The following is an 18,511-nucleotide window of genomic DNA, read 5'->3' on the forward strand; positions in this document are numbered from 1 at the left end:
GCCGTCAACGCCATGATTTATATGCGAAATATCACGATTACGACAGCGAAATCAGCGACTTACTTGGAGAATGTGGGTTGAACCTGTGATCCCAGGCGGTCAAACCTTTCTTGGTTTTACGGCATCCAGATCGCACAGACTCACCCCCACCCCTTACCCAGACGTTAACCTTAACGCCACAACACCGTGCGCTGCGTGCATACGCCTGTCTGCACTGCACTGCTGCACTACGCTGCTGCACGCCCTTATCCGGCCAAACCCTTGTGTTAACAACGCAATTCCCGCGAAACAAAAAGAAAAGGGGCGGCCAGAAAGCCACCCCTTTCCCCGACAGGGAGATGTCGAAGATATCAGCCGCGCGCGGCCTTGGTGGCCTTCGCCCACCACACCAGATCGTCAAGCGAGGCTTGCGCGGCGGGCAGCAGGTTCGCCTCCACATCCGCCATATTCCCCGAACCGCCCATGCCCGGATGGACCTTGAAGAAATCGCCCATCCCCAGATGCACGGCGTTCCGGGTGGGAACCATCTGCAACTCCACCCCGATATTGCGCAGATGCTCCAGCGCGCGGGTGCCGCCGACCGAACCATAGGCCATTGCGGTGAAAGGCTTTTTCGCCCATTCGACATAGGCCTGATCCAGCGCGTTCTTCAGCGCGCCGGTGATCGACCGGTTGTATTCGGCGACGACAAATATATAACCGTCGAATTCGCCGATCTTCTTCTGCCACTTCACCGCCGCCGCCGATTGCGACGGTGCCCATGCGTTCGAGGCCACCTCGTTGAACAGCGGCAGGTCATAGTCGCGCAGGTCGACCAGTTCCACCTCCATGTCGGTGCGGGCCTTGGCCTGGGCCAGCATCCATTGGGCGGGAACATCGGCAAAGCGCGAGTCGCGGGTGGAACCGATGATAAGGGCGATTTTCGGGGTGCTCATGGGATTATCCAGTTCATTCAGGGGGTTGAATTCTGCCTTGCATAAATGGCCATCCCCCCCGATCTTGCAATTCGGCGCGCTCGCAAGGCCCTTGTGCGCCCATGCACGAAGTTTGCCCCAGCCCCCCATATTTCCTGCGCCCGCCCCCGCACCCGCCCTTGCCCCCGCCCCCCCGCGGTGACACTCTGGCGCAAATCTCTGGCCGCTGTTTCAGGCATGACCCGATGACCAAACCGAACGACAACCCCGCGGATCCCTTCAAGAAAGCGCTGGCCGAAGCCACGCGCACCATGGCCGACGATCCCGAAATGACGGTGCAATATTCCGTCGATCCGCCGGGCATGAACCGCGAAGGCGTCCGCCTGCCGCAGGTCTCCCGCCGCATGACGCGGGATGAGGTGATGCTCGCCCGCGGCACCGCCGATGCCTTCGCGCTGCGCCGCAAGTTCCACGATGACACCGTCGCCGCCCGCTATGCCCCGCAAGGCAACCTCGCGCGCGAGATATACGAGGCGATGGAAACCGCCCGGTGTGAGGCTGTGGGCGCAAGATCCATGCCCGGCACCGCCGTCAACATCGACGCCAAGATCGCGCATGAGGCTGATCGCAAAGGATATTCCCAGATCACCAGCATGCAGGACGCGCCGCTTTCGGTGGCGGCGGGCTATCTGGTGCGCCACCTTGCGACGGGCCGCGACATGCCCAAGGGCGCGGGCAATGTCATGGATCTCTGGCGCGGCTTCATCGAGGAACAGGCCGGCGGCACGCTGGAAAACATCGACCATGTGCTGGAAGATCAGGCCGCCTTCGCCCGCCTTGCGCGCAAGGTGATCTCCGATCTCGGCTATGGCGATCAGCTGGGCGACGACCCCGATCAGGACGATCCCGACGATCAGGAAGGCGAGGCCGAGGAAGATCAGGACAGCCCCGAAAGCGCGGGCGAAGACGAACAGGACAGCGACGAGTCCGAAGCCTCCCCCGAACGCAGCCAGGAGGAGCAGCAGGATCAAAGCCAGGCGCAGGTCACGATGGAAGACAGCGCCGACATGGAACAGGGCGACGAGGCGGAATTGCCCGAGGGCGAGGCCCCGCTGGAGCCCCCGCCCCCTGCCCCCTATTCCGACGCCGATCCGAACTACACCGTCTATACCACCGATTTCGATGAGGAAATCCGCGCCGAAGAACTGGCCGAGGCTGCCGAACTGGAACGCCTGCGCGCCTATCTCGATCAGCAACTGGAACCGCTGAAAGGCGCGGTCAGCCGTCTTGCCAACAAGCTGCAAAGGCGGCTTCAGGCCCAGCAGAACCGGTCCTGGCTCTTTGATCTCGAGGAAGGCACGCTCGATGCGGGCCGCCTTGCGCGTGTCGTGGCCAACCCCACGACGCCGCTTTCCTTCAAGCAGGAAAAGGACACCGAATTCCGCGATACCTGCGTGACGCTGCTTCTGGACAATTCCGGCTCCATGCGCGGCCGCCCCATCTCCATCGCCGCGATCTGCGCCGATGTGCTGGCCCGCACGCTGGAACGCTGCAGCGTCAAGGTGGAAATCCTCGGCTTCACCACCCGCGCCTGGAAGGGCGGTCAGTCGCGCGAACGCTGGCTGGCGCAGGGCCGCCCGCAAGGCCCCGGCCGCCTGAACGATCTGCGCCACATCATCTACAAGGGCGCCGATGCCCCCTGGCGGCGGGCGCGGCCGAACCTTGGGCTGATGATGAAGGAAGGGCTGCTCAAGGAAAACATCGACGGCGAGGCGCTGGAATGGGCGCATCGCCGCATGCTGGCCCGCCCCGAGGCGCGCAAGATCCTGATGGTGATTTCCGATGGCGCGCCGGTCGATGATTCAACATTGTCCGTCAACCCCGCGAATTTCCTGGAAAAACACCTCCGCGACGTGATCGCCATGGTGGAACGGCGGCGGCAGGTGGAACTGATCGCCATCGGCATCGGCCATGACGTGACGCGCTACTACCAGCGCGCCGTGACGATCACCGATGTGGAACAGCTTGCCGGTGCCATGACCGAACAGCTTGCAGGATTGTTCGAGCTTGATCCGAAGAAACGGGCCAAGGCAGGGCTGCGACGGGCGGGGTAAGGGGGGCCGCCGCCCCCCTTTTGGGCCAGCGGCCCATGCACCCCAGAGGGATATTTGAAGAACGGATGACGCCCATGTTCCAGAGCTTTGAGTCGACCTCGGACCCTTCCGCCGGGCCGGGGCGCCTTGCCCGCCTGCGCGATCACCTGCGGGCCGAGGGGCTGGCCGGTTTCCTCGTGCCGCGCGCGGATGTCCATCAGGGCGAATATGTCGCCGCCCGCGATGAACGGCTCCAATGGCTGACGGGTTTCACCGGATCGGCGGGCTTTGCCATCTTGCTGCCCGATGTCGCGGGCGTCTTCATCGACGGGCGCTACCGCGTGCAGGTCAAGCATCAGGTGGACCTGTCCGCCTTCACCCCCGTCCCCTGGCCCGAGGTGAAGCCCGGCCCCTGGATCGCCGAACATCTGGCCGAAGGCGTGCTGGGCTTCGATCCCTGGCTGCACAGCGCCGATGAGATCGCCCGCCTCACCGCCGCGCTGGAAGGCCACGCCGTCACCCTGCGCCCCGTCGCCAATGCGGTGGATGCGATCTGGCCCGACCAGCCCGCCCCGCCCATGGGCGCGGCCTTTGCCCATCCCGTCTCGCTGGCCGGCGAAAGCTCTACCGCCAAGCGCGACAGGCTCTCCGCCACCCTGCGCCGCGACGGCCAATCCGCCGCCATCATCACCCTGCCGGATTCGCTCTGCTGGCTTCTGAACCTGCGCGGCGCGGATGTGCCGCGCAACCCGATCCTGCATGGCTTTGCCATCCTGCGCGATGACGGCACGGTCGATGCCTTCATCGCCCCCGCCAAACTGGGCGAGGCCGCGCGCCGCGCGCTCGATGCCGGTATCCGCCTGCACCCGGTCGAGGATTTCGCCGCCGCGCTGAAATCCCTGTCGGGCAAGGTCCGCGTCGATCGCGCCACCGCCCCCCTTGCCGTGCAACACCTGATCGAAGAAGGTGGCGCCACCGTCGCCTGGGGCGATGATCCCTGCCGCTTGCCCAAGGCCGCCAAGAACGAGGCCGAGGTGCAGGGCATGCGCGAGGCGCATCTGCGCGACGGCGCGGCCATGGCAGAATTCCTCTGCTGGCTGTCCGAGGCCGCGCCGAAGGGTGGGCTGACAGAGATCGACGTCGTCACCGCGCTGGAAGGCCACCGCCGCGCCACCAACCACCTGCATGACATCAGCTTCGACACGATCTGCGGCGCGGGGCCGAACGGGGCCATCATGCATTACCGCGTGACGCAGGAAACCAACCGCCCCGTGGGACTGAACGAGCTTCTCCTTGTCGACAGCGGCGCGCAATATGCCGATGGCACCACCGACATCACCCGCACCATGGCGGTGGGCGATCCGGGCGACGAGGCGCGCGATTGCTATACCCGCGTGCTGCAGGGCCTCATCGCCATTTCCCGCGCCCGCTTTCCGCGCGGCATCGCCGGGCGCGATCTCGACGCGCTGGCGCGCTTCCCGCTCTGGGTCGCGGGGCAGGATTTCGATCACGGCACCGGCCATGGCGTGGGGGCCTTCCTGTCGGTGCATGAAGGCCCGCAGCGCATTTCCCGCATCTCCGAAGTGCCGCTGGAACCCGGCATGATCCTGTCGAACGAGCCGGGCTATTACCGCGAAGGCGCCTTCGGCATCCGCCTGGAAAACCTGATCGTGGTGCAGGTCGCCCCCGAACTGGGCGACAAGCGCGATCAGCTCTGCTTCGAAACCCTCACCTTCACCCCCTTCGACCGCAGCCTGATCCGCGCGGACCGGCTCTCGCCCGATGAACGCGCCTGGCTTGACGCCTATCACGCCGAGGTTCTGGCCCGGATCGGCCCCCGCCTGTCGGCCCCGGCCCTTGCCTGGCTGCAGGCGGCCTGTGCCCCGCTCTGACCGCGTCGCATTCGGGCGGATGCCTGCCGATAGCAGATGGATCCCTTGTCACAAAGCCGTGCGAGGATCATGCTCCATCATCCGTTTGGGGGATCAGACCATGAGCGTGACCATCGAGATCAGGCCCGTTCCGGGCCGCTACATCGTGCGTGCCAGTGGGGCGATCATCGGCGAAACCGATCGCGCCCTCGAACTCGTCGAAGGCAGCCGCGCGCCGGTGATCTATGTCCCGCGCGAGGATGTCGCCATGGCGCTTCTGGATGCGACCGACCGGCACACCACTTGCCCCTTCAAGGGCGAGGCGCGCTATTTCAGCGTCGTCACGCCCGAGGCCCGGCTGGAAAACGCCGTCTGGTCCTATGAACATCCCCGCGCCGGGGCCGAGGCCATCGCCGGACACCTGGCCTTCTTCGATGACAAGGTCCGGGTCGAGCCGCGCTAGGCCGCCGCCTCTGCCGCCACCTTGCGGATGCGCTCCACCATGGCGCGCAGCCCGTTCGACCTTTGCGACGACAGGTGATCGGTCAGCCCCAGCCGCGCCAGTTCCGCCGGTGCATCGACGCGCGCCACCTCGGCCAGCGTCAGCCCGGCATAAAGCGCATGCAGCACCGCGATCAGCCCCTTCACGATCATCGCGTCGCTGTCGCCCTGGAAATCGAAGCGCCCGCCCTCGATCACCGGCTGGATCCAGACCTGGCTCGCGCAGCCCTGCACCTTGGTCGCGGGCACCTTCAGCGCCTCGTCCATCGGGGCAAAGGCCTTGCCAAGTTCGATGACATGGCGATAGCGGTCTTCCCAGTCATCGAGGAATTCGAAGGTTTCGGCGATCTCTTCAAAGGCGGGGCTTGCCATCGCGCTCTCCTGTGCAACGCGCATGACCTAGGCCCTTCCCGCAAAAAGGTCCACCCCGCGCGGGGGGGTGCTTTTCAAATGCCACGCCATCGGATACCCAAGGATCAGCAGACGGGGGACCGGGATGAGAAAGACAGTTCTGGCGGCTTTGGGCATCGTGCTGATGGTGGCAGGATGCGGCGCGATCCGGGAATCGCGGCTCAATCCGTTCAACTGGTTCGGCCGGGCAGAGCCCCGCGAAACCGTCGCCACCGCCGCCCCGCAGGATGAACGCCTGCTTGTGGCGCAGGTGGTCAGCCTTTCGGTCGATCCCTACAGCACCGGCGCCATCGTGCGCGCGCGCGGCATCCCGCCCAGCCAGGGCTGGTGGGATGCCGAACTCGTCGCCCGGCCGCTGGATGAAAACGGCGTGCTGGTCTTCGATTTCCGGGTCTTCCCGCCGATCACCAACACGCCCGAAGGCACCCCCCGCTCGCGCGAGATCACTGTGGCCGCGGCGCTCTCGAACGTGAAGCTGGATCAGGTGCGCGAAATCGTCGTGCAGGGCGCGACCAACGCGCTCTCCTCGCGGCGCTGACGAAAGGCGCGGCGGCCGGCAACCGGCCGCAGCCGCGGGGGCTGCGTCACAGACGCACCACCCGCACCTCGTTCCCCTTGGCCGACAGGGCAATCTCGCCCTTGCACAGCCGCAGCGCATCCTCGCCAAAGGCTTCCAGCCGCCAGCCGCGCAGCGCCTCCACGCCCCGCTCGCCCGCCGCGATGGCATCCAGATCGGCGGCCGAGGCGATCAGCTTCGACGCAACCCCCAACTGTTCGGATTTCGCCTTCAGAAGCACCCGCAACAGATCGGCCAGCGCCGGGTTCACCTGCAACTGCTCGCGGCTCAGATCGGGCTTGGGCATGTCCTCGGGCCGCATCTCCAGCCCCGCCTTGATCGCGGCAAGGATGCCTTCGGCGATCTCGGGCTTGCGCCCCTCGCGCAACAGCAGGCGCGACCGGCCCAGCTCTTCCATCGTCGTGGGCCGGGTCGAGGCCAGCTCCAGCAGCGCATCATCCTTCATCACCCGCGACCGCGGCACGTTCAGCCGCTGGGCATAATCCTCGCGGAACTGCGCCAGCGTCTTGACGATGGCCAGGAACCGGCCCGAATTGGTGCGCGTCTTCACCCGCAGCCAGGCCTCTTCGGGCTTGACCGTATAGGTCGCCGGATCCGTCAGGATCGCCAGCTCCTCCTCGACCCAGCGGGTCCGGTCATTCTTCTGCAACTGCGCCGCCAGCCATTCATAGATCTCGCGCAGATGGGTCACATCGGCCAGGGCATATTCCTGCTGCGCCGTCGACAGCGGGCGGCGCGACCAATCGGTAAAGCGCGAGGTCTTGTCGAGGTTCTGCCGCGCGATCTTCTTCACCAGCGTCTCATAGCCCACCTGCTCGCCAAAGCCGCAGACCATGGCCGCAACCTGCGTGTCGAACAGCGGATCGGGAAAGGCATTGCCCTCGACGAAGAAGATCTCCAGATCCTGCCGCGCCGCGTGAAAGACCTTCACCGTCGCCTTGTGGCGGAACAGATCATAAAGCGGCTCAAGGCTCATCCCCTCGCCCAGGATCGGATCGACCAGCACCGCCTCGCCCGTCTTGCCCGGCAGGGCCATCTGGATCAGGCACAGCTTCGACCAATAGGTCCGCTCGCGCAGGAATTCGGTGTCGATGGTGACATAGGGCTGGGTCTTGGCGGCTTCGCAGAAGGCGGCAAGGTCTTCGGTCGTCGTAATCGTGCGCATCTTGCGATCCGTTCTGCCAAAGGGGGCACGGGGTCATCCCGCGCCTTCCGCTATAACGGTTTGTGACGGAAATGAAAGACCCCCGCCGGAAAGGCTGCGTTGCGCGCGGATTGCGCGGGGCGCAGCGGGGGCAGGCCCCCGCACCCCCGGGGTATTTGGACCGAAACGAAGAGGCAGGTCAGAGGAAGAGGGGCGTCCGGTCGCCCGCCGCAAAGCGGCGCAGCACGGCGGGGTAGAGGCGGTGTTCCTGTTGCAGCACCCGCGCGGCCAGGCTCTCGGCCGTGTCGCCCGGCAGGACGGGAACGCGGGCCTGGCCCAGGATCGTGCCGTCGTCCAGCACCGGCGTCACCTCATGCACGGTGCAGCCCGCCTCGGCATCGCCCGCTTCCAGCGCGCGCTGATGGGTATGCAGCCCGGGATATTTCGGCAGGAGCGAGGGATGGATGTTCAGCATCCGCCCGGCGAAACGGTCCACGAAACCGGGCGTCAGCACCCGCATGAAGCCCGCAAGGCAGAGGATATCCGGCGCCGCCGCCAGAAGGGGCTCCAGCAGCGCCCGCTCGAAGGCCGCGCGATCCTTGCCGAAGGGGCGGTGATCCACCGCCGCCACCGCCACGCCCATGGCCGCGGCCCGCGCCAGCCCCGCCGCCGCCGGATCGTTCGATGCCACCAGAACGGCCCGCGCGGGGTGATCCCCCGCCGCCATGTCGCGCAGCAAGGCCAGCATGTTGGAGCCACCCCCGGAAATCAGGATGGCGACCCGCTTCGTCACAGCAGGCGGCCCTTGTAGACAACCCCCTCGCCCGCGATCACGCGGCCCAGCGTGCAGACCGTCTCGCCCTGCCCGCGCAGCAGCGCCGTCAGCGCCTCGGCCCGGCCCGCTTCCACGACAAGGATCATCCCGATCCCGCAGTTGAAGGTCTTCAGCAGCTCCGCCTCGGCCATCCCGGCGGTCGTCGCCAGCCAGCGGAACACCGGCGGCAGGTCCCATGCCGACAGGTCGATCTCGCAGGCCAGCCCCTCGGGCAGCACGCGCGGCGGGTTCTCGGTCAGCCCGCCCCCGGTGATATGCGCCAGCCCATGCACGCCCCCCGCCCGGATCGCGGCCAGCGCCTGCTTCACATAAAGCCGCGTCGGCGCCAGCAGCGCTTCGCCCAGCGTGACACCTTCCGCAAAGGGGCAGGCCGCATCCCAGCCCAGCCCCGACATCTCCACCACCTTGCGCACGAAACTGTAGCCGTTGGAATGCACCCCGTCCGAGGCCAGCCCCAGCAACACATCGCCCTCGGCCACGCCCGCGGGCAGATCGCCCCCGCGTTCCATCGCGCCCACGGCGAAACCGGCAAGGTCGAAATCGCCCTTGTGATACATGCCCGGCATTTCCGCCGTTTCGCCCCCGATCAGCGCACAGCCCGACGCCGCGCATCCCGCGGCGATGCCTTCGATGATCCGCGTGGCCTGATCCACATCCAGCTTGCCGGTGGCGAAATAGTCCAGAAACAGCAGCGGCTCCGCCCCCTGACAGACCAGATCGTTCACGCACATGGCGACAAGGTCGATCCCGATCGTGTCCACATTGCCGGTGTCGATGGCGATGCGCAGCTTGGTTCCCACCCCGTCGGTCGCGGCCACCAGGATGGGGTCGCTGTAGCCCGCCGCCTTCAGATCGAACAGCGCGCCAAAGCCGCCCAAGCCGGACATGCTGCCCGCCCGCGCCGTGCGCTTGGCCGCGGGCTTGATCCGCTCGACCAGCGCATTGCCCGCGTCAATATCCACCCCCGCCTGCGCATAGGTAAGGCCCTTCGTCATCGCGCTCGCTCCGCCACTGTGCCGCCGTTGCGCGCAGGCCATATACCACCCCCCGCCCCATCGCAACGGCCCAGCGCCGCACAATCCGCCCGGCAAACCCTTTGCCGATTGATGCGGATCAAGGTCCGGCCCGCAGGAAGCGGCTATCCTTTACCCACCATGAAAGAGGATATCGTCATGTCCCGCCTGTTCTTCCTGCTCTATGCCCTGATCGGGCCCAGCCTTGCCGGTGTCGGTGTCGTGATCGTGCTGACCATGGGGCTCGATACGCTGCGCCCGATCCTGACCTCCGCCGCCGTGGGCTTCGCGCTTGGCGTCCCTGCGGCCTGGATCGTGATGCGCCAGCTTGCGGGCGGGCCCGGTTCCTGACCGCCCCACCCCGCCCGCGCGCGCCCGGCTTGACCTGCCCGGACGGAAGGCTTAGGCCCTGTTGCAGGGGGCTGTAGCTCAATGGTTAGAGCCGGGCGCTCATAACGCCTTGGTTGGGGGTTCGAGTCCCTCCGGCCCTACTCGATTCCTCCCGGATGACGGCCGCCCGATGCCCGGGTCGCCGCGCGCGGGCCGATCACTCCCGGCGCGTCACCAGCCGCGTTTCCAGATAGGCCTCCAGCGCCTCGGATCCGCCTTCCGTGCCATAGCCCGACTCCTTCATGCCACCGAAGGGGATCTCGGGCAGGGCAAGGCCCAGATGGTTGATCGACAGCATGCCCGCCTCCACCTCGGCCGACAGCCGCGTGCTGGTGGCCGTGCTGCGGGTAAAGGCAAAGGCCGCCAGCGCAAAGGGCAGACGGTTCGCCTCGGCGATCGCCTCGTCCAGCGCGGAAAAGCGGTTGACGATGGCGACCGGCCCGAAAGGTTCCTCGTTCATGATCCGCGCCGAAACCGGCACATCGGCCAGCACGGTGGGTTCAAAGAACCAGCCCTCGTTGCCGATGCGCCGCCCGCCTGTCAGCAGCCGCCCGCCCCGCTCCACCGCATCGGCCACCAGCGCCTCCAGCGCGGGGATGCGGCGTTCATTGGCCAGCGGCCCCATCTCTGTCTCGGGGTCAAGCCCGTGGCCCACCCGCAGCTTGCGCGCAGCGGCGACGAAACGGTCGGCAAAGGCATCGGCCAGCGCCTCCTGCACCAGAAACCGCGTCGGCGACACGCAGACCTGGCCCGCATTGCGGAACTTGTTCGGGATGATGGTGGCGGCGGCAAGATCCAGATCGGCATCCGCCGCGATGATCACCGGCGCATGCCCGCCCAGCTCCATCGTGGCCCGCTTCATGTGCAGCCCCGCCAGCGCGGCCAGCTGCTTGCCCACCGGGGTGGATCCGGTAAAGCTGATCTTGCGGATCACCGGATGCGGGATCAGATATTCCGATATCTCGGCCGGAATGCCGAAGACCAGATTGGCCACCCCGGCAGGCAGGCCCGCATCGGCAAAGGCGCGGATCAGTTCGGCAGGGCTTGCCGGCGTCTCCTCGGGGGCTTTCACGATGATGGAACAGCCCGCCGCCAGCGCGGCCGACAGCTTGCGCACCACCTGGTTGATGGGAAAGTTCCACGGCGTGAAGGCCGCCACCGGCCCGACCGGCAGCTTCATCGTCATCTGCACGATCTCGGGCGCGCGCGACGGGATCACCTGCCCATAGGCGCGCGGCGCCTCTCCCGCGAACCAGTCGATGATATCGGCCCCGGCCAGCGTCTCAAGCCGCGCCTGCGCCAGCGGCTTGCCATTCTCGCGCACCATCAGGCTGGCCACCTCCTCGGCGCGCGCGCGCAGGATGTCGGCGGCCTTGCGCATCAGTCTGGCCCGGTCATGGGCCGCCGTCCTGCGCCAAAGCTCAAAGCCCCGCGCGGCGGCGGCCAGCGCCTGATCCAGATCGTCGCGGCTGGCATGGGCCACCGTTCCGATGCGCTCCGCCGTGGCCGGATCGACGACGGGGATCACGCGCCCGTCCGATGCGGGCCGCCAGACGCCGTCAATGAAAAGCTGGACATCAGGGTAGGTGTTCATGGGTTCTGCTTCCTGTCCTTCTGGAACATGGGTCCGCCCCTGGCGCGCGGAAATCCGTAGCCATGGACCTGCACAAGGTCGATATCGGCAGGGCTGGCGGCGATGCCTTCCGCAAGGATCGCCGCGCCCTCGGCCGCCAGGGCGCCGGTCAGCCGCTCCACGATGACCTCTGCCGCAACCGGGCGGTCCGCGCCCGCCAGGGCCGCGATGATGCGCGCCGCCTCGGTCGAGTGGCGCGGGCTGCGATCCCCCGGCGCATAGTCATACCACCCCGCCCCGGTCTTGATCCCCTTGCGCCCCGCGCGCACCAGCAGATCGCCGGGCGCCTCAGGCACATCCTCGCCCCGCGCCCGCGCGGCCTCGCGGTTCAGAAAGCTGATATCCAGCCCCGCCATGTCCTGCATCTCGAACGGGCCCATCGCATAGCCAAAGCCGCGCATCGCCGCGTCGATATCCGCAAAAGGCACGCCCTCGCGCAGCAGGGCCTCGGCCTCGGCCCGGTAGCGGCGCAGGATGCGGTTGCCGATGAAGCCCTCGCAGATGCCCGACCGCACCGGCACCTTGCCCAGCCGCCGCGCCAGATCGAAGACCGTCGCCAGCACAGGGGCCGAGGTTTCGGGCAAGGGGATGATCTCGACCAGCTTCATGATCTGCGCCGGGCTGAAGAAATGCATCCCCACCACCCGGTCGCCCGACACGGACCCCGCCACAATCCCGCGCGGGTCGATGTATGAGGTGTTGGTGGCCAGGATCGCATCCGCACGGCACAACCCGCCCAGATCGGCAAAGACCGCGCGCTTGACCGCCAGATCCTCGAACACGGCCTCGACCACCAGATCGCAATCCGCCAGCCCCTCCAGCCCGACACAGCCGCTCAGACCCGCGCGGCGCGCCTCAGCCTCTTCTGACGTGATCAGCCCCCGGCGCTCGGCAGCCTCGAACAGGGCCCGAACCGTGCCAAGCCCCTTTTCAAGCGCGGTCGCGTCACGTTCCGACATCACGACGCGCAGTCCCGCATTGCGGAAGGCGGCGGCGATGCCGCTGCCCATGGTGCCCCCGCCGACAACCCCCACCAGGCCGATCTCGCGCGGGGCGACCCCGCGCAGGTCCGCGGGGCGCAGCGCCGCCCTTTCGGCACGGAACAGATAGCGCAGCGCGGCAGACTCTTCGGAAGCCTTCAGCGCAAGGAAGGTCTCGCGCTCGTGGCGCAGCCCTTCGCGGATCCCCTGCTCCACCCCCTGCCGCACCGCCCGCAACGCGGCCAGCGGCGCAGCCGCCCCCTTGGCCGCCTTGCCGATGCGCGCCTCCGCCCGGTCCCAGAATTCCACGCCGGGATCGGCCAAGGGCCGTTGGCTTGCCGGCGGGACGCAGTCCGTCAGCGCTGCGGCAAAGGCCACCGCGCCCTCGGTCAAGTCACCCTCGATGATGCGGTCCAGAAGCCCCATCCGCGCCGCCCGCGCACTGTCCAGCATGTCGCGCTCGGCAATCACCGGGACCGCCGCCTCGATCCCCACAAGGCGCGGCAGGCGCTGCGTCCCCCCCGCCCCGGGGATGAACCCCAGCGTCACCTCGGGCAGGCCCAGCGTCGCACCCGGCAGGGCCACGCGGTGATGACAGCCCAGCGCAAGTTCCAGACCACCGCCCAGCGCCGGGCCATGGATCGCCGCCACCCAGGGCTTCCCTGCCGCCTCGATCCGCCGGATCACCTCCGGCAGGGTCGGTTCCTCGGGCGGACGGTCGAATTCCGCAAGATCGGCCCCCCCGACAAACAGCTTGCCCGCCCCCCGCAGGACAACCGCGGTGATCGACGGATCCGCCTCCGTCTCTGCGACAAGCCCGACCAGCCGCGCGCGCACCGCGGTGTTCAAGGCATTCACCGGCGGATTGTCGATCGTCAGCACGGCCACGCTGCCGGATCGTTCAACTGTGACGGTCATTTCGCCCCTTCCGCATGAATGATGCCTGCAGGTCAGGCCGTGGCCCCGGCCCGCCTGGCCGCGACGGCTGACGCGATGTCATGGCAGGCGATGACGCCCTTCGCCACAAGCTCCTCGATCCGCGCGCCGTCCAGCCCCAGCACATCGCGCAGGATGGCGCGCGTGTCCTCGCCCAGCAGGGGCGGCGCCTTCGGCACATGTCCCTCCTGCGCCGCCAGCCCCTGCGCCGGCCGCACCAGCGAGATCGGGCCAAGCTCGGGATGCTGCAGGGTCTGGATCACCTCACGCTCCACCACGGATTTTGCCTGCAGCGCCTCGGAGACCGATTTCACCGGCCCCGCCGGCACATCCGCGGCAAGGCAGGCGTCAAGCCAATGCGCAGAACTGCGCGTGCCGACGATCTCCTGGATCGTGTCCAGCAGGTCCTGTCGGTGCAGCGCGCGCTGATGCGAGGTGACAAAGCGCGGATCCTCGGCCAGATCGGGCCGCAGGATCACCTGCCTGCAGAAATCGGCGAACATCCGGTCATTGCCCACGGCCAGCGCGAAATGCCCGTCCGAGGCGTCGAACAGCTGATAGGGCACCACGGTCGGATGGGCATTGCCATAGCGCGTGGCCTCCACCCCGGCATTCAGATAGGCCGTCCCGACATTGACCAGCAGGTTCAGCGCGGAATCGAGCAGCGCCACATCTATGTACTGCCCCTGCCCGCTGTCGCGCCGCTGATGCAGGGCTGCCAAAATGGACTGGGTCGCCACCATCCCCGCCACGACATCGGTAAAGGCCACGCCCAGCCGGTTGGGCGGCCCGTCGGCGGCCCCCGTGATGGACATCAGCCCGCTTTCCGCCTGCATGATGAAATCATAGCCGGGCCGCCGCGCCTCCGGCCCCGTCTGGCCATAGCCCGAGATCGAACAATAGACGATCCCGGGGTTGATCTCGCGGATCTGCCGATAGCCAAGTCCCAGCCGGTCCACCGTCCCGGCCCGGAAATTCTCCACCACCACATCCGCCCGCGCCGCAAGATCCAGCACGAGGGCAAGCCCCTCGGGCGATTTCAGATCCAGCGCGATGCTGTGCTTGCCGCGATTGGCGCAGAGGAAATAGGTGCTGACGCCCTTGTAATTCGGCACCGACCAGGCGCGCGTGTCGTCACCGCCCTTGATGTTCTCGATCTTCCAGACTTCGGCCCCCATGTCGGCCAGGCTCATGGTCGTCCAGGGTCCGGCAAGGACCCGCGTCAGGTCCAGCACCTTGATGCCTTCCAGCGGCAGGGTCTGCATCGTCTTGGTCCTCCCTCGTTTCGCTCTCAGCCCGTCGTCGCCAGGCCCGTTTCCCGGGCACTTGGAAAATGGCAGGCGACGGCATGCCCTTCGGCCGTTTCGGCAAGCGGCGGTTCCCTTTCGGCGCAGATCCCCCTGGCAATCGGGCAGCGCGTGCGGAAATGGCAGCCCGATGGCGGGTTCATCGGGCTTGGCACATCCCCCGTCAGCACGATGCGCCTGCGCGCCCTCTCGCGCGGGGGATCGGCCAGCGGCACCGCAGACATCAGCGCCTGCGTATAGGGATGCTGCGGCGAGGCGTAGAGGTGCCGCTTGTCGGCGATCTCCACGATCTTGCCCAGATACATCACCGCCACGCGATGCGAGATATGCTGCACCACCGACAGGTCATGCGCGATGAACAGGAAGGCCGTCGAAAACTCGCGCTGGATATCCTTCAGCAGGTTCAGAACCCCCGCCTGCACCGACACATCCAGCGCCGATACCGGCTCGTCCAGCACCAGAAGATCGGGTTGCAGCGCCAGCGCGCGCGCGATGACGACCCGCTGGCGCTGGCCGCCCGAAAGGGCATGGGGATAGCGGCTGCCATGTTCCGGGTTCAGCCGCACCAGATCCAGCATCTCGGCCACGCGCCGCCTGCGCGCATCGGCGTCAAGCTCGCTGATCCGCAGCGGCTCGGCGATGTTCTCGGCCACCGTCATGCGGGGATGCAACGAGGAATAGGGATCCTGGAAGACAAGCTGGATCTTCCGGCGCAGCATCCGCATCTCTTCCTTCGGCAGCGCGTTGATGTCCTGCCCGCGAAACAGCGTCTGCCCCTCCGACGGTTCGATCAGCCGCAGGATGCACCGGCCCAGCGTCGATTTCCCGCAGCCCGACTCTCCGACAAGGCCCAGCGTCTCGCCCAGGCCCAGATCGAAGGACACGCCCGCCACCGCATTCACATGGCCGACATCCCGCTCGATCAGCAGCCCCCCCTTGACGGCAAAGCGCTTGCCCAGATTGCGGACCGAAAGGATCGGGTCAGGCCGGGTCATGCGATGGTCTCCGATGGCGCAAAGGCGAAATGGCAGGCGGCGGCATGCCCGCCCTCTTCCCGCATCGACGGCGCCTCGCGGCGACAGATTTCGCCTGCCGCGATGCAACGGGGATGAAAGGCGCATCCTGCCGGAAGCTGGCCCAGCGCGGGCGGCGTGCCGTCGATGGAAAACAGCCGGTCATTCTGCACCGTCATGTCGGGGATCGAGGCGATCAGCCCGCGCGTATAGGGATGCCCGGGCCGCGCGAACAGATCGTCCACCCCCGCCTGCTCCACCACCTGCCCCGCATAGACCACCGCCACCCGGTCGGCATGTCCGGCCAGCACGCCCAGATCATGCGTGATCAGGATCAGCCCCAGCTTCAGCCGCGCCTGCAACTCGGCCAGCACCTCCATGATCTGCGCCTGCACCGTCACATCCAGCGCCGTCGTCGGCTCGTCGGCGATCAGCAGATCGGGGTCGTTCGCCACCGCCATGGCGATCATCACCCGCTGCCGCATCCCGCCGGAGAATTCGTGCGGATACTGCGCCAGCCGCCGGTCGGGCTGCGGTATGGCCACCAGCGCCAGCAGGTCGCGCGCCCGGTCCGCCGCCGCGTGGCGCGACATGTCGGGATTGTGCAGGCGCACCGCCTCGATGATCTGCTCGCCCACCGTCATCACCGGATTGAGCGAGGACAGCGGATCCTGAAAGATCATCGCGATCCGCGATCCGCGCAGCTTGCGCAATTCGCGCCGCGGCAGCCCGACCAGCTCGCGCCCGTCGAACCGCACCGATCCCGTCACCCGCGCCCCCTCGGGCTGCAGTCCCAGCGCCGCCAGCATCCCCACCGACTTGCCCGATCCGGATTCCCCCACGATCCCCAGCACCTCACCCGGATCCACATGCAGGGAAATGCCCCGCACCGCCTCGGCATAGGTTCCGTTGCGCCCGAAGGCCACGCGCAGGTCGCGCACCTCGAATAGCGGAGAAGCGCTCATCTGGACCTCGGGTCAAAGTAATCGTGCAGGCCGTCACCGATGAAGTTGAAGCCCAGGACGATGGTCAGGATGGCCAGCCCGGGGCCAAGGGCCACCCACCAGGAATAGAACTGCGACGCCCCGTCCGAGATCATGGATCCCCATTCCGGCGTCGGCGGCGTGGCCCCCAGCCCGATGAACGACAACGAGGCCGCCAGCAGGATCACCTGCCCCAGATCCATCGTCGCGCTGATCAGAACGGGCGTCCAGCACAGCGGCAGCACATGTTTCCCCAGCACCCGGCCCTGCGTCGCACCCGAAGCGATGGCCGCCTCGACATGCTCGCGCTCGCGCACCTCCAGAACCTGCGCCCGCATCAGCCGGGCATAGACAGGCCACCACACGATCACCATCGCGATGGCCGCATTCTCCAGCCCCGGCCCCAGCGAGGCCGCCACCGCCATCGCCAGCAGCATCGGCGGAAAGGACAGCGTCACATCCACCATCCGCATGATGACGGTATCCACGAACCCGCCCACGAACCCCGCCACCGCCCCGAGAGAGGCCCCGATCGCCACGGCAAAGGCCACCACCGTCACCGCGATGGGGATGGAATGGCGCGCGCCATGCAGCGTCCGGCTCAGCACGTCGCGCCCCAGCGCATCGGTGCCCAGCAGATGATCCCAGCTTGGCGGCTGCAACCGTCGCCCCACCATGTCCAGCGGCGCATGGGCCGACATCCACGGCGCGGCCACCGTCGCCACCAGCCAGAACAGGATCAGCACGGCCCCCACGATCAGGGGCGGGGTCAGCCAGCGCGGACGTGCGGAACGGGAAAGGAAAAGGACGCTCATGGATCAGCCAAGCCTCACGCGCGGGTTGGCGACGACATAGGCCACGTCCGTCAGCAGGTTGGTGAACAGAAAGACGATGCCGCCCACGATCGTCACGCCGATGATGGCGGGAAAATCCAGCCCCCGCGCCGCCTCCACGGCATAGGATCCCATGCCCGGCCAGGAAAAGATCGTCTCGGTCAGCACCGCGCCGGTCAGCAGATAGGCAAAGGAATAGCCGATCACCGTCAGCGTGGGCACCAGCGTGTTGCGCAGCGCATGCCGGATCACCACCCGAAACTCCCCCGCCCCCTTGGCACGCGCCGTCAGGATGAATTCCCGCGACAGCACCTCCACCATATTGGCGCGCACCAGCCGCGATATGGTGCCCGCCACCGCCCAGCCCAGCACGAAGGCCGGCAGCAACAGATGCCACAGCGCATCCAGAAACAGCCGGAAATCCCCCGCGAACAGCGTGTCGATGGTCATGAACCCCGTCACCATCGGCGGCGCCGTCGCCCGCGCGTCCAGCCGCCCGGGTCCGGGCAGGATGCCCCATTGCACCGAAAAGACGTAAAGCAGCGCCAGCCCCAGCCAGAACACCGGGATCGAGGATCCGAACAAGGCAAACAGCCGCGCCCCGTGGTCGATGGCCGTGTTGCGGAAATAGGCGGCCAGCACGCCCAGGCTGATGCCGATGGTCGCCCCGACGATCATCGCCGCCACCACCAGTTCCATCGTGGCGGGCAGGCGATACAGCACATCCTGCGCCACCGGGCGCCGCGTGATGAAGGACGTGCCCATGTCGCCCGACAGCAGGTTGCCCACATAGATCACATAACGCTCTGGCAGGCTGCGATCGAGCCCCCAGCGCGCCTTCGCGGCGGCCACCACCTCGGGGTTGTTCATCTGCCGGTCCGATACGATGGCCGTCAGCGGATCGCCCTTGGTGACACTCGTCAGCAGGAAGGCCAGCGTGACGATTCCCAGCACCAGAAAGGGCATGGCGATCAGGCGGCGCAGGATATAGCGGGTCATGGCCTTGTCCTTCCCGGGATGTCTTGCGGATGGAGCGGTCCGGCATTCCTCGATAGTATTGACAACCGGAGAGGGCGC

The 18,511-nt window shown here is 67.3% G+C and carries 17 protein-coding genes and 1 tRNA gene; 6 read left to right on the forward strand and 12 right to left on the reverse strand.

Going from position 1 to position 18,511, the window contains the following annotated elements; all coding sequences use genetic code 11:
• Positions 1-350: 350 nt before the first annotated feature.
• Positions 351-935 carry an NADPH-dependent FMN reductase gene (locus G5V65_RS17115; RefSeq protein ID WP_165052467.1) on the reverse strand — a complete coding sequence of 195 codons (585 nt, stop codon included), beginning with the start codon at positions 933-935 and terminating at the stop codon, positions 351-353.
• A 224-nt stretch (positions 936-1,159) separates the two neighbouring features.
• Here G5V65_RS17115 and cobT point away from each other — a divergent pair, with 224 nt between their 5' ends.
• The 3 genes from cobT (at position 1,160) to G5V65_RS17130 (ending at position 5,341) form a co-directional block, all read left to right on the forward strand.
• Positions 1,160-3,028 carry a cobaltochelatase subunit CobT gene (cobT, locus tag G5V65_RS17120; RefSeq protein ID WP_165052470.1) on the forward strand — a complete coding sequence of 623 codons (1,869 nt, stop codon included), beginning with the start codon at positions 1,160-1,162 and terminating at the stop codon, positions 3,026-3,028.
• A 74-nt stretch (positions 3,029-3,102) separates the two neighbouring features.
• Positions 3,103-4,899, forward strand: coding sequence for an aminopeptidase P family protein (locus G5V65_RS17125; protein ID WP_165052472.1), 1,797 nt, complete (start codon positions 3,103-3,105; stop codon positions 4,897-4,899).
• A gap of 100 nt (positions 4,900-4,999) precedes the next feature.
• Positions 5,000-5,341 (forward strand): DUF427 domain-containing protein, encoded by a 342-nt coding sequence (locus G5V65_RS17130; RefSeq protein WP_165052474.1) that lies wholly within the window; start codon positions 5,000-5,002, stop codon positions 5,339-5,341.
• On the opposite strand, the gene G5V65_RS17135 is transcribed toward G5V65_RS17130, so the two are convergent.
• The gene (locus G5V65_RS17135; protein WP_165052476.1) at positions 5,338-5,751 is read right to left on the reverse strand and encodes a SufE family protein; all 414 of its coding nucleotides are present in this window, start codon (positions 5,749-5,751) and stop codon (positions 5,338-5,340) included. The genes G5V65_RS17130 and G5V65_RS17135 overlap by 4 nt on opposite strands.
• Before the next feature lie 124 nt (positions 5,752-5,875).
• Here G5V65_RS17135 and G5V65_RS17140 point away from each other — a divergent pair, with 124 nt between their 5' ends.
• Complete coding sequence (locus tag G5V65_RS17140; RefSeq protein WP_165052478.1) at positions 5,876-6,328, forward strand: hypothetical protein; 453 nt, start codon at positions 5,876-5,878, stop codon at positions 6,326-6,328.
• A gap of 46 nt (positions 6,329-6,374) precedes the next feature.
• Here the strand turns inward: G5V65_RS17140 and rnd are convergent, their stop codons facing one another.
• From rnd to purM, 3 genes are all read right to left on the reverse strand, one after another.
• Positions 6,375-7,532 carry a ribonuclease D gene (rnd, locus tag G5V65_RS17145; protein ID WP_165052480.1) on the reverse strand — a complete coding sequence of 386 codons (1,158 nt, stop codon included), beginning with the start codon at positions 7,530-7,532 and terminating at the stop codon, positions 6,375-6,377.
• A gap of 178 nt (positions 7,533-7,710) precedes the next feature.
• Positions 7,711-8,304: a phosphoribosylglycinamide formyltransferase gene (gene purN, locus G5V65_RS17150; protein WP_165052482.1), complete on the reverse strand. Its 594-nt coding sequence runs from the start codon at positions 8,302-8,304 to the stop codon at positions 7,711-7,713.
• Entirely contained in the window at positions 8,301-9,341 is a 1,041-nt protein-coding gene (purM, locus tag G5V65_RS17155; protein WP_165052484.1) for a phosphoribosylformylglycinamidine cyclo-ligase, read from the reverse strand. Before purM ends, purN begins: the two co-directional genes overlap by 4 nt.
• Before the next feature lie 159 nt (positions 9,342-9,500).
• Here purM and G5V65_RS17160 point away from each other — a divergent pair, with 159 nt between their 5' ends.
• The gene (locus G5V65_RS17160) at positions 9,501-9,710 is read left to right on the forward strand and encodes a CTP synthetase (protein WP_241250624.1); all 210 of its coding nucleotides are present in this window, start codon (positions 9,501-9,503) and stop codon (positions 9,708-9,710) included.
• Between the two features lie 67 nt (positions 9,711-9,777).
• Positions 9,778-9,850 (forward strand) — tRNA-Ile (locus G5V65_RS17165).
• A 56-nt stretch (positions 9,851-9,906) separates the two neighbouring features.
• On the opposite strand, the gene G5V65_RS17170 is transcribed toward G5V65_RS17165, so the two are convergent.
• From G5V65_RS17170 to G5V65_RS17200, 7 genes are read right to left on the reverse strand one after another with little or no spacing between them, the layout of a single operon-like run.
• On the reverse strand, positions 9,907-11,343 hold the full coding sequence (locus tag G5V65_RS17170) for an NAD-dependent succinate-semialdehyde dehydrogenase (RefSeq protein WP_165052486.1): 1,437 nt from the start codon (positions 11,341-11,343) through the stop codon (positions 9,907-9,909).
• Positions 11,340-13,280 carry a 3-hydroxyacyl-CoA dehydrogenase NAD-binding domain-containing protein gene (locus G5V65_RS17175; protein ID WP_165052488.1) on the reverse strand — a complete coding sequence of 647 codons (1,941 nt, stop codon included), beginning with the start codon at positions 13,278-13,280 and terminating at the stop codon, positions 11,340-11,342. The genes G5V65_RS17170 and G5V65_RS17175 overlap by 4 nt, the downstream gene beginning before the upstream one ends.
• A gap of 32 nt (positions 13,281-13,312) precedes the next feature.
• Positions 13,313-14,563, reverse strand: coding sequence for a CaiB/BaiF CoA transferase family protein (locus tag G5V65_RS17180; protein WP_165052490.1), 1,251 nt, complete (start codon positions 14,561-14,563; stop codon positions 13,313-13,315).
• A gap of 26 nt (positions 14,564-14,589) precedes the next feature.
• Positions 14,590-15,600, reverse strand: a complete 1,011-nt coding sequence (locus G5V65_RS17185; protein ID WP_165052492.1) for an ABC transporter ATP-binding protein — start codon at positions 15,598-15,600, stop codon at positions 14,590-14,592.
• Positions 15,597-16,583, reverse strand: coding sequence for an ABC transporter ATP-binding protein (locus G5V65_RS17190; RefSeq protein WP_165052494.1), 987 nt, complete (start codon positions 16,581-16,583; stop codon positions 15,597-15,599). Before G5V65_RS17190 ends, G5V65_RS17185 begins: the two co-directional genes overlap by 4 nt.
• Positions 16,580-17,416 carry an ABC transporter permease gene (locus G5V65_RS17195; protein WP_165052497.1) on the reverse strand — a complete coding sequence of 279 codons (837 nt, stop codon included), beginning with the start codon at positions 17,414-17,416 and terminating at the stop codon, positions 16,580-16,582. The genes G5V65_RS17190 and G5V65_RS17195 overlap by 4 nt, the downstream gene beginning before the upstream one ends.
• A gap of 3 nt (positions 17,417-17,419) precedes the next feature.
• A complete protein-coding gene (locus tag G5V65_RS17200) occupies positions 17,420-18,433 on the reverse strand; it encodes an ABC transporter permease (protein WP_165052499.1) in 1,014 nt (337 codons plus the stop codon).
• Between the last annotated feature and the right edge of the window lie 78 nt (positions 18,434-18,511).

The sequence above is a fragment of the Paragemmobacter kunshanensis genome (assembly GCF_011059185.1).
Taxonomy (GTDB): domain Bacteria; phylum Pseudomonadota; class Alphaproteobacteria; order Rhodobacterales; family Rhodobacteraceae; genus Paragemmobacter; species Paragemmobacter kunshanensis.

Excerpts from the sequence above, each read along its gene's own strand:
- G5V65_RS17115 (WP_165052467.1), bottom strand. The coding sequence starts at position 935 with ATGAGCACCCCGAAAATCGCCCTTATCATCGGTTCCACCCGCGACTCG.
- cobT (WP_165052470.1), top strand. The coding sequence starts at position 1,160 with ATGACCAAACCGAACGACAACCCCGCGGATCCCTTCAAGAAAGCGCTG.
- G5V65_RS17125 (WP_165052472.1), top strand. The coding sequence starts at position 3,103 with ATGTTCCAGAGCTTTGAGTCGACCTCGGACCCTTCCGCCGGGCCGGGG.
- G5V65_RS17130 (WP_165052474.1), top strand. The coding sequence starts at position 5,000 with ATGAGCGTGACCATCGAGATCAGGCCCGTTCCGGGCCGCTACATCGTG.
- G5V65_RS17135 (WP_165052476.1), bottom strand. The coding sequence starts at position 5,751 with ATGGCAAGCCCCGCCTTTGAAGAGATCGCCGAAACCTTCGAATTCCTC.
- G5V65_RS17140 (WP_165052478.1), top strand. The coding sequence starts at position 5,876 with ATGAGAAAGACAGTTCTGGCGGCTTTGGGCATCGTGCTGATGGTGGCA.
- rnd (WP_165052480.1), bottom strand. The coding sequence starts at position 7,532 with ATGCGCACGATTACGACGACCGAAGACCTTGCCGCCTTCTGCGAAGCC.
- purM (WP_165052484.1), bottom strand. The coding sequence starts at position 9,341 with ATGACGAAGGGCCTTACCTATGCGCAGGCGGGGGTGGATATTGACGCG.
- G5V65_RS17160 (WP_241250624.1), top strand. The coding sequence starts at position 9,501 with ATGAAAGAGGATATCGTCATGTCCCGCCTGTTCTTCCTGCTCTATGCC.
- G5V65_RS17170 (WP_165052486.1), bottom strand. The coding sequence starts at position 11,343 with ATGAACACCTACCCTGATGTCCAGCTTTTCATTGACGGCGTCTGGCGG.
- G5V65_RS17175 (WP_165052488.1), bottom strand. The coding sequence starts at position 13,280 with ATGACCGTCACAGTTGAACGATCCGGCAGCGTGGCCGTGCTGACGATC.
- G5V65_RS17180 (WP_165052490.1), bottom strand. The coding sequence starts at position 14,563 with ATGCAGACCCTGCCGCTGGAAGGCATCAAGGTGCTGGACCTGACGCGG.
- G5V65_RS17185 (WP_165052492.1), bottom strand. The coding sequence starts at position 15,600 with ATGACCCGGCCTGACCCGATCCTTTCGGTCCGCAATCTGGGCAAGCGC.
- G5V65_RS17190 (WP_165052494.1), bottom strand. The coding sequence starts at position 16,583 with ATGAGCGCTTCTCCGCTATTCGAGGTGCGCGACCTGCGCGTGGCCTTC.
- G5V65_RS17195 (WP_165052497.1), bottom strand. The coding sequence starts at position 17,416 with ATGAGCGTCCTTTTCCTTTCCCGTTCCGCACGTCCGCGCTGGCTGACC.
- G5V65_RS17200 (WP_165052499.1), bottom strand. The coding sequence starts at position 18,433 with ATGACCCGCTATATCCTGCGCCGCCTGATCGCCATGCCCTTTCTGGTG.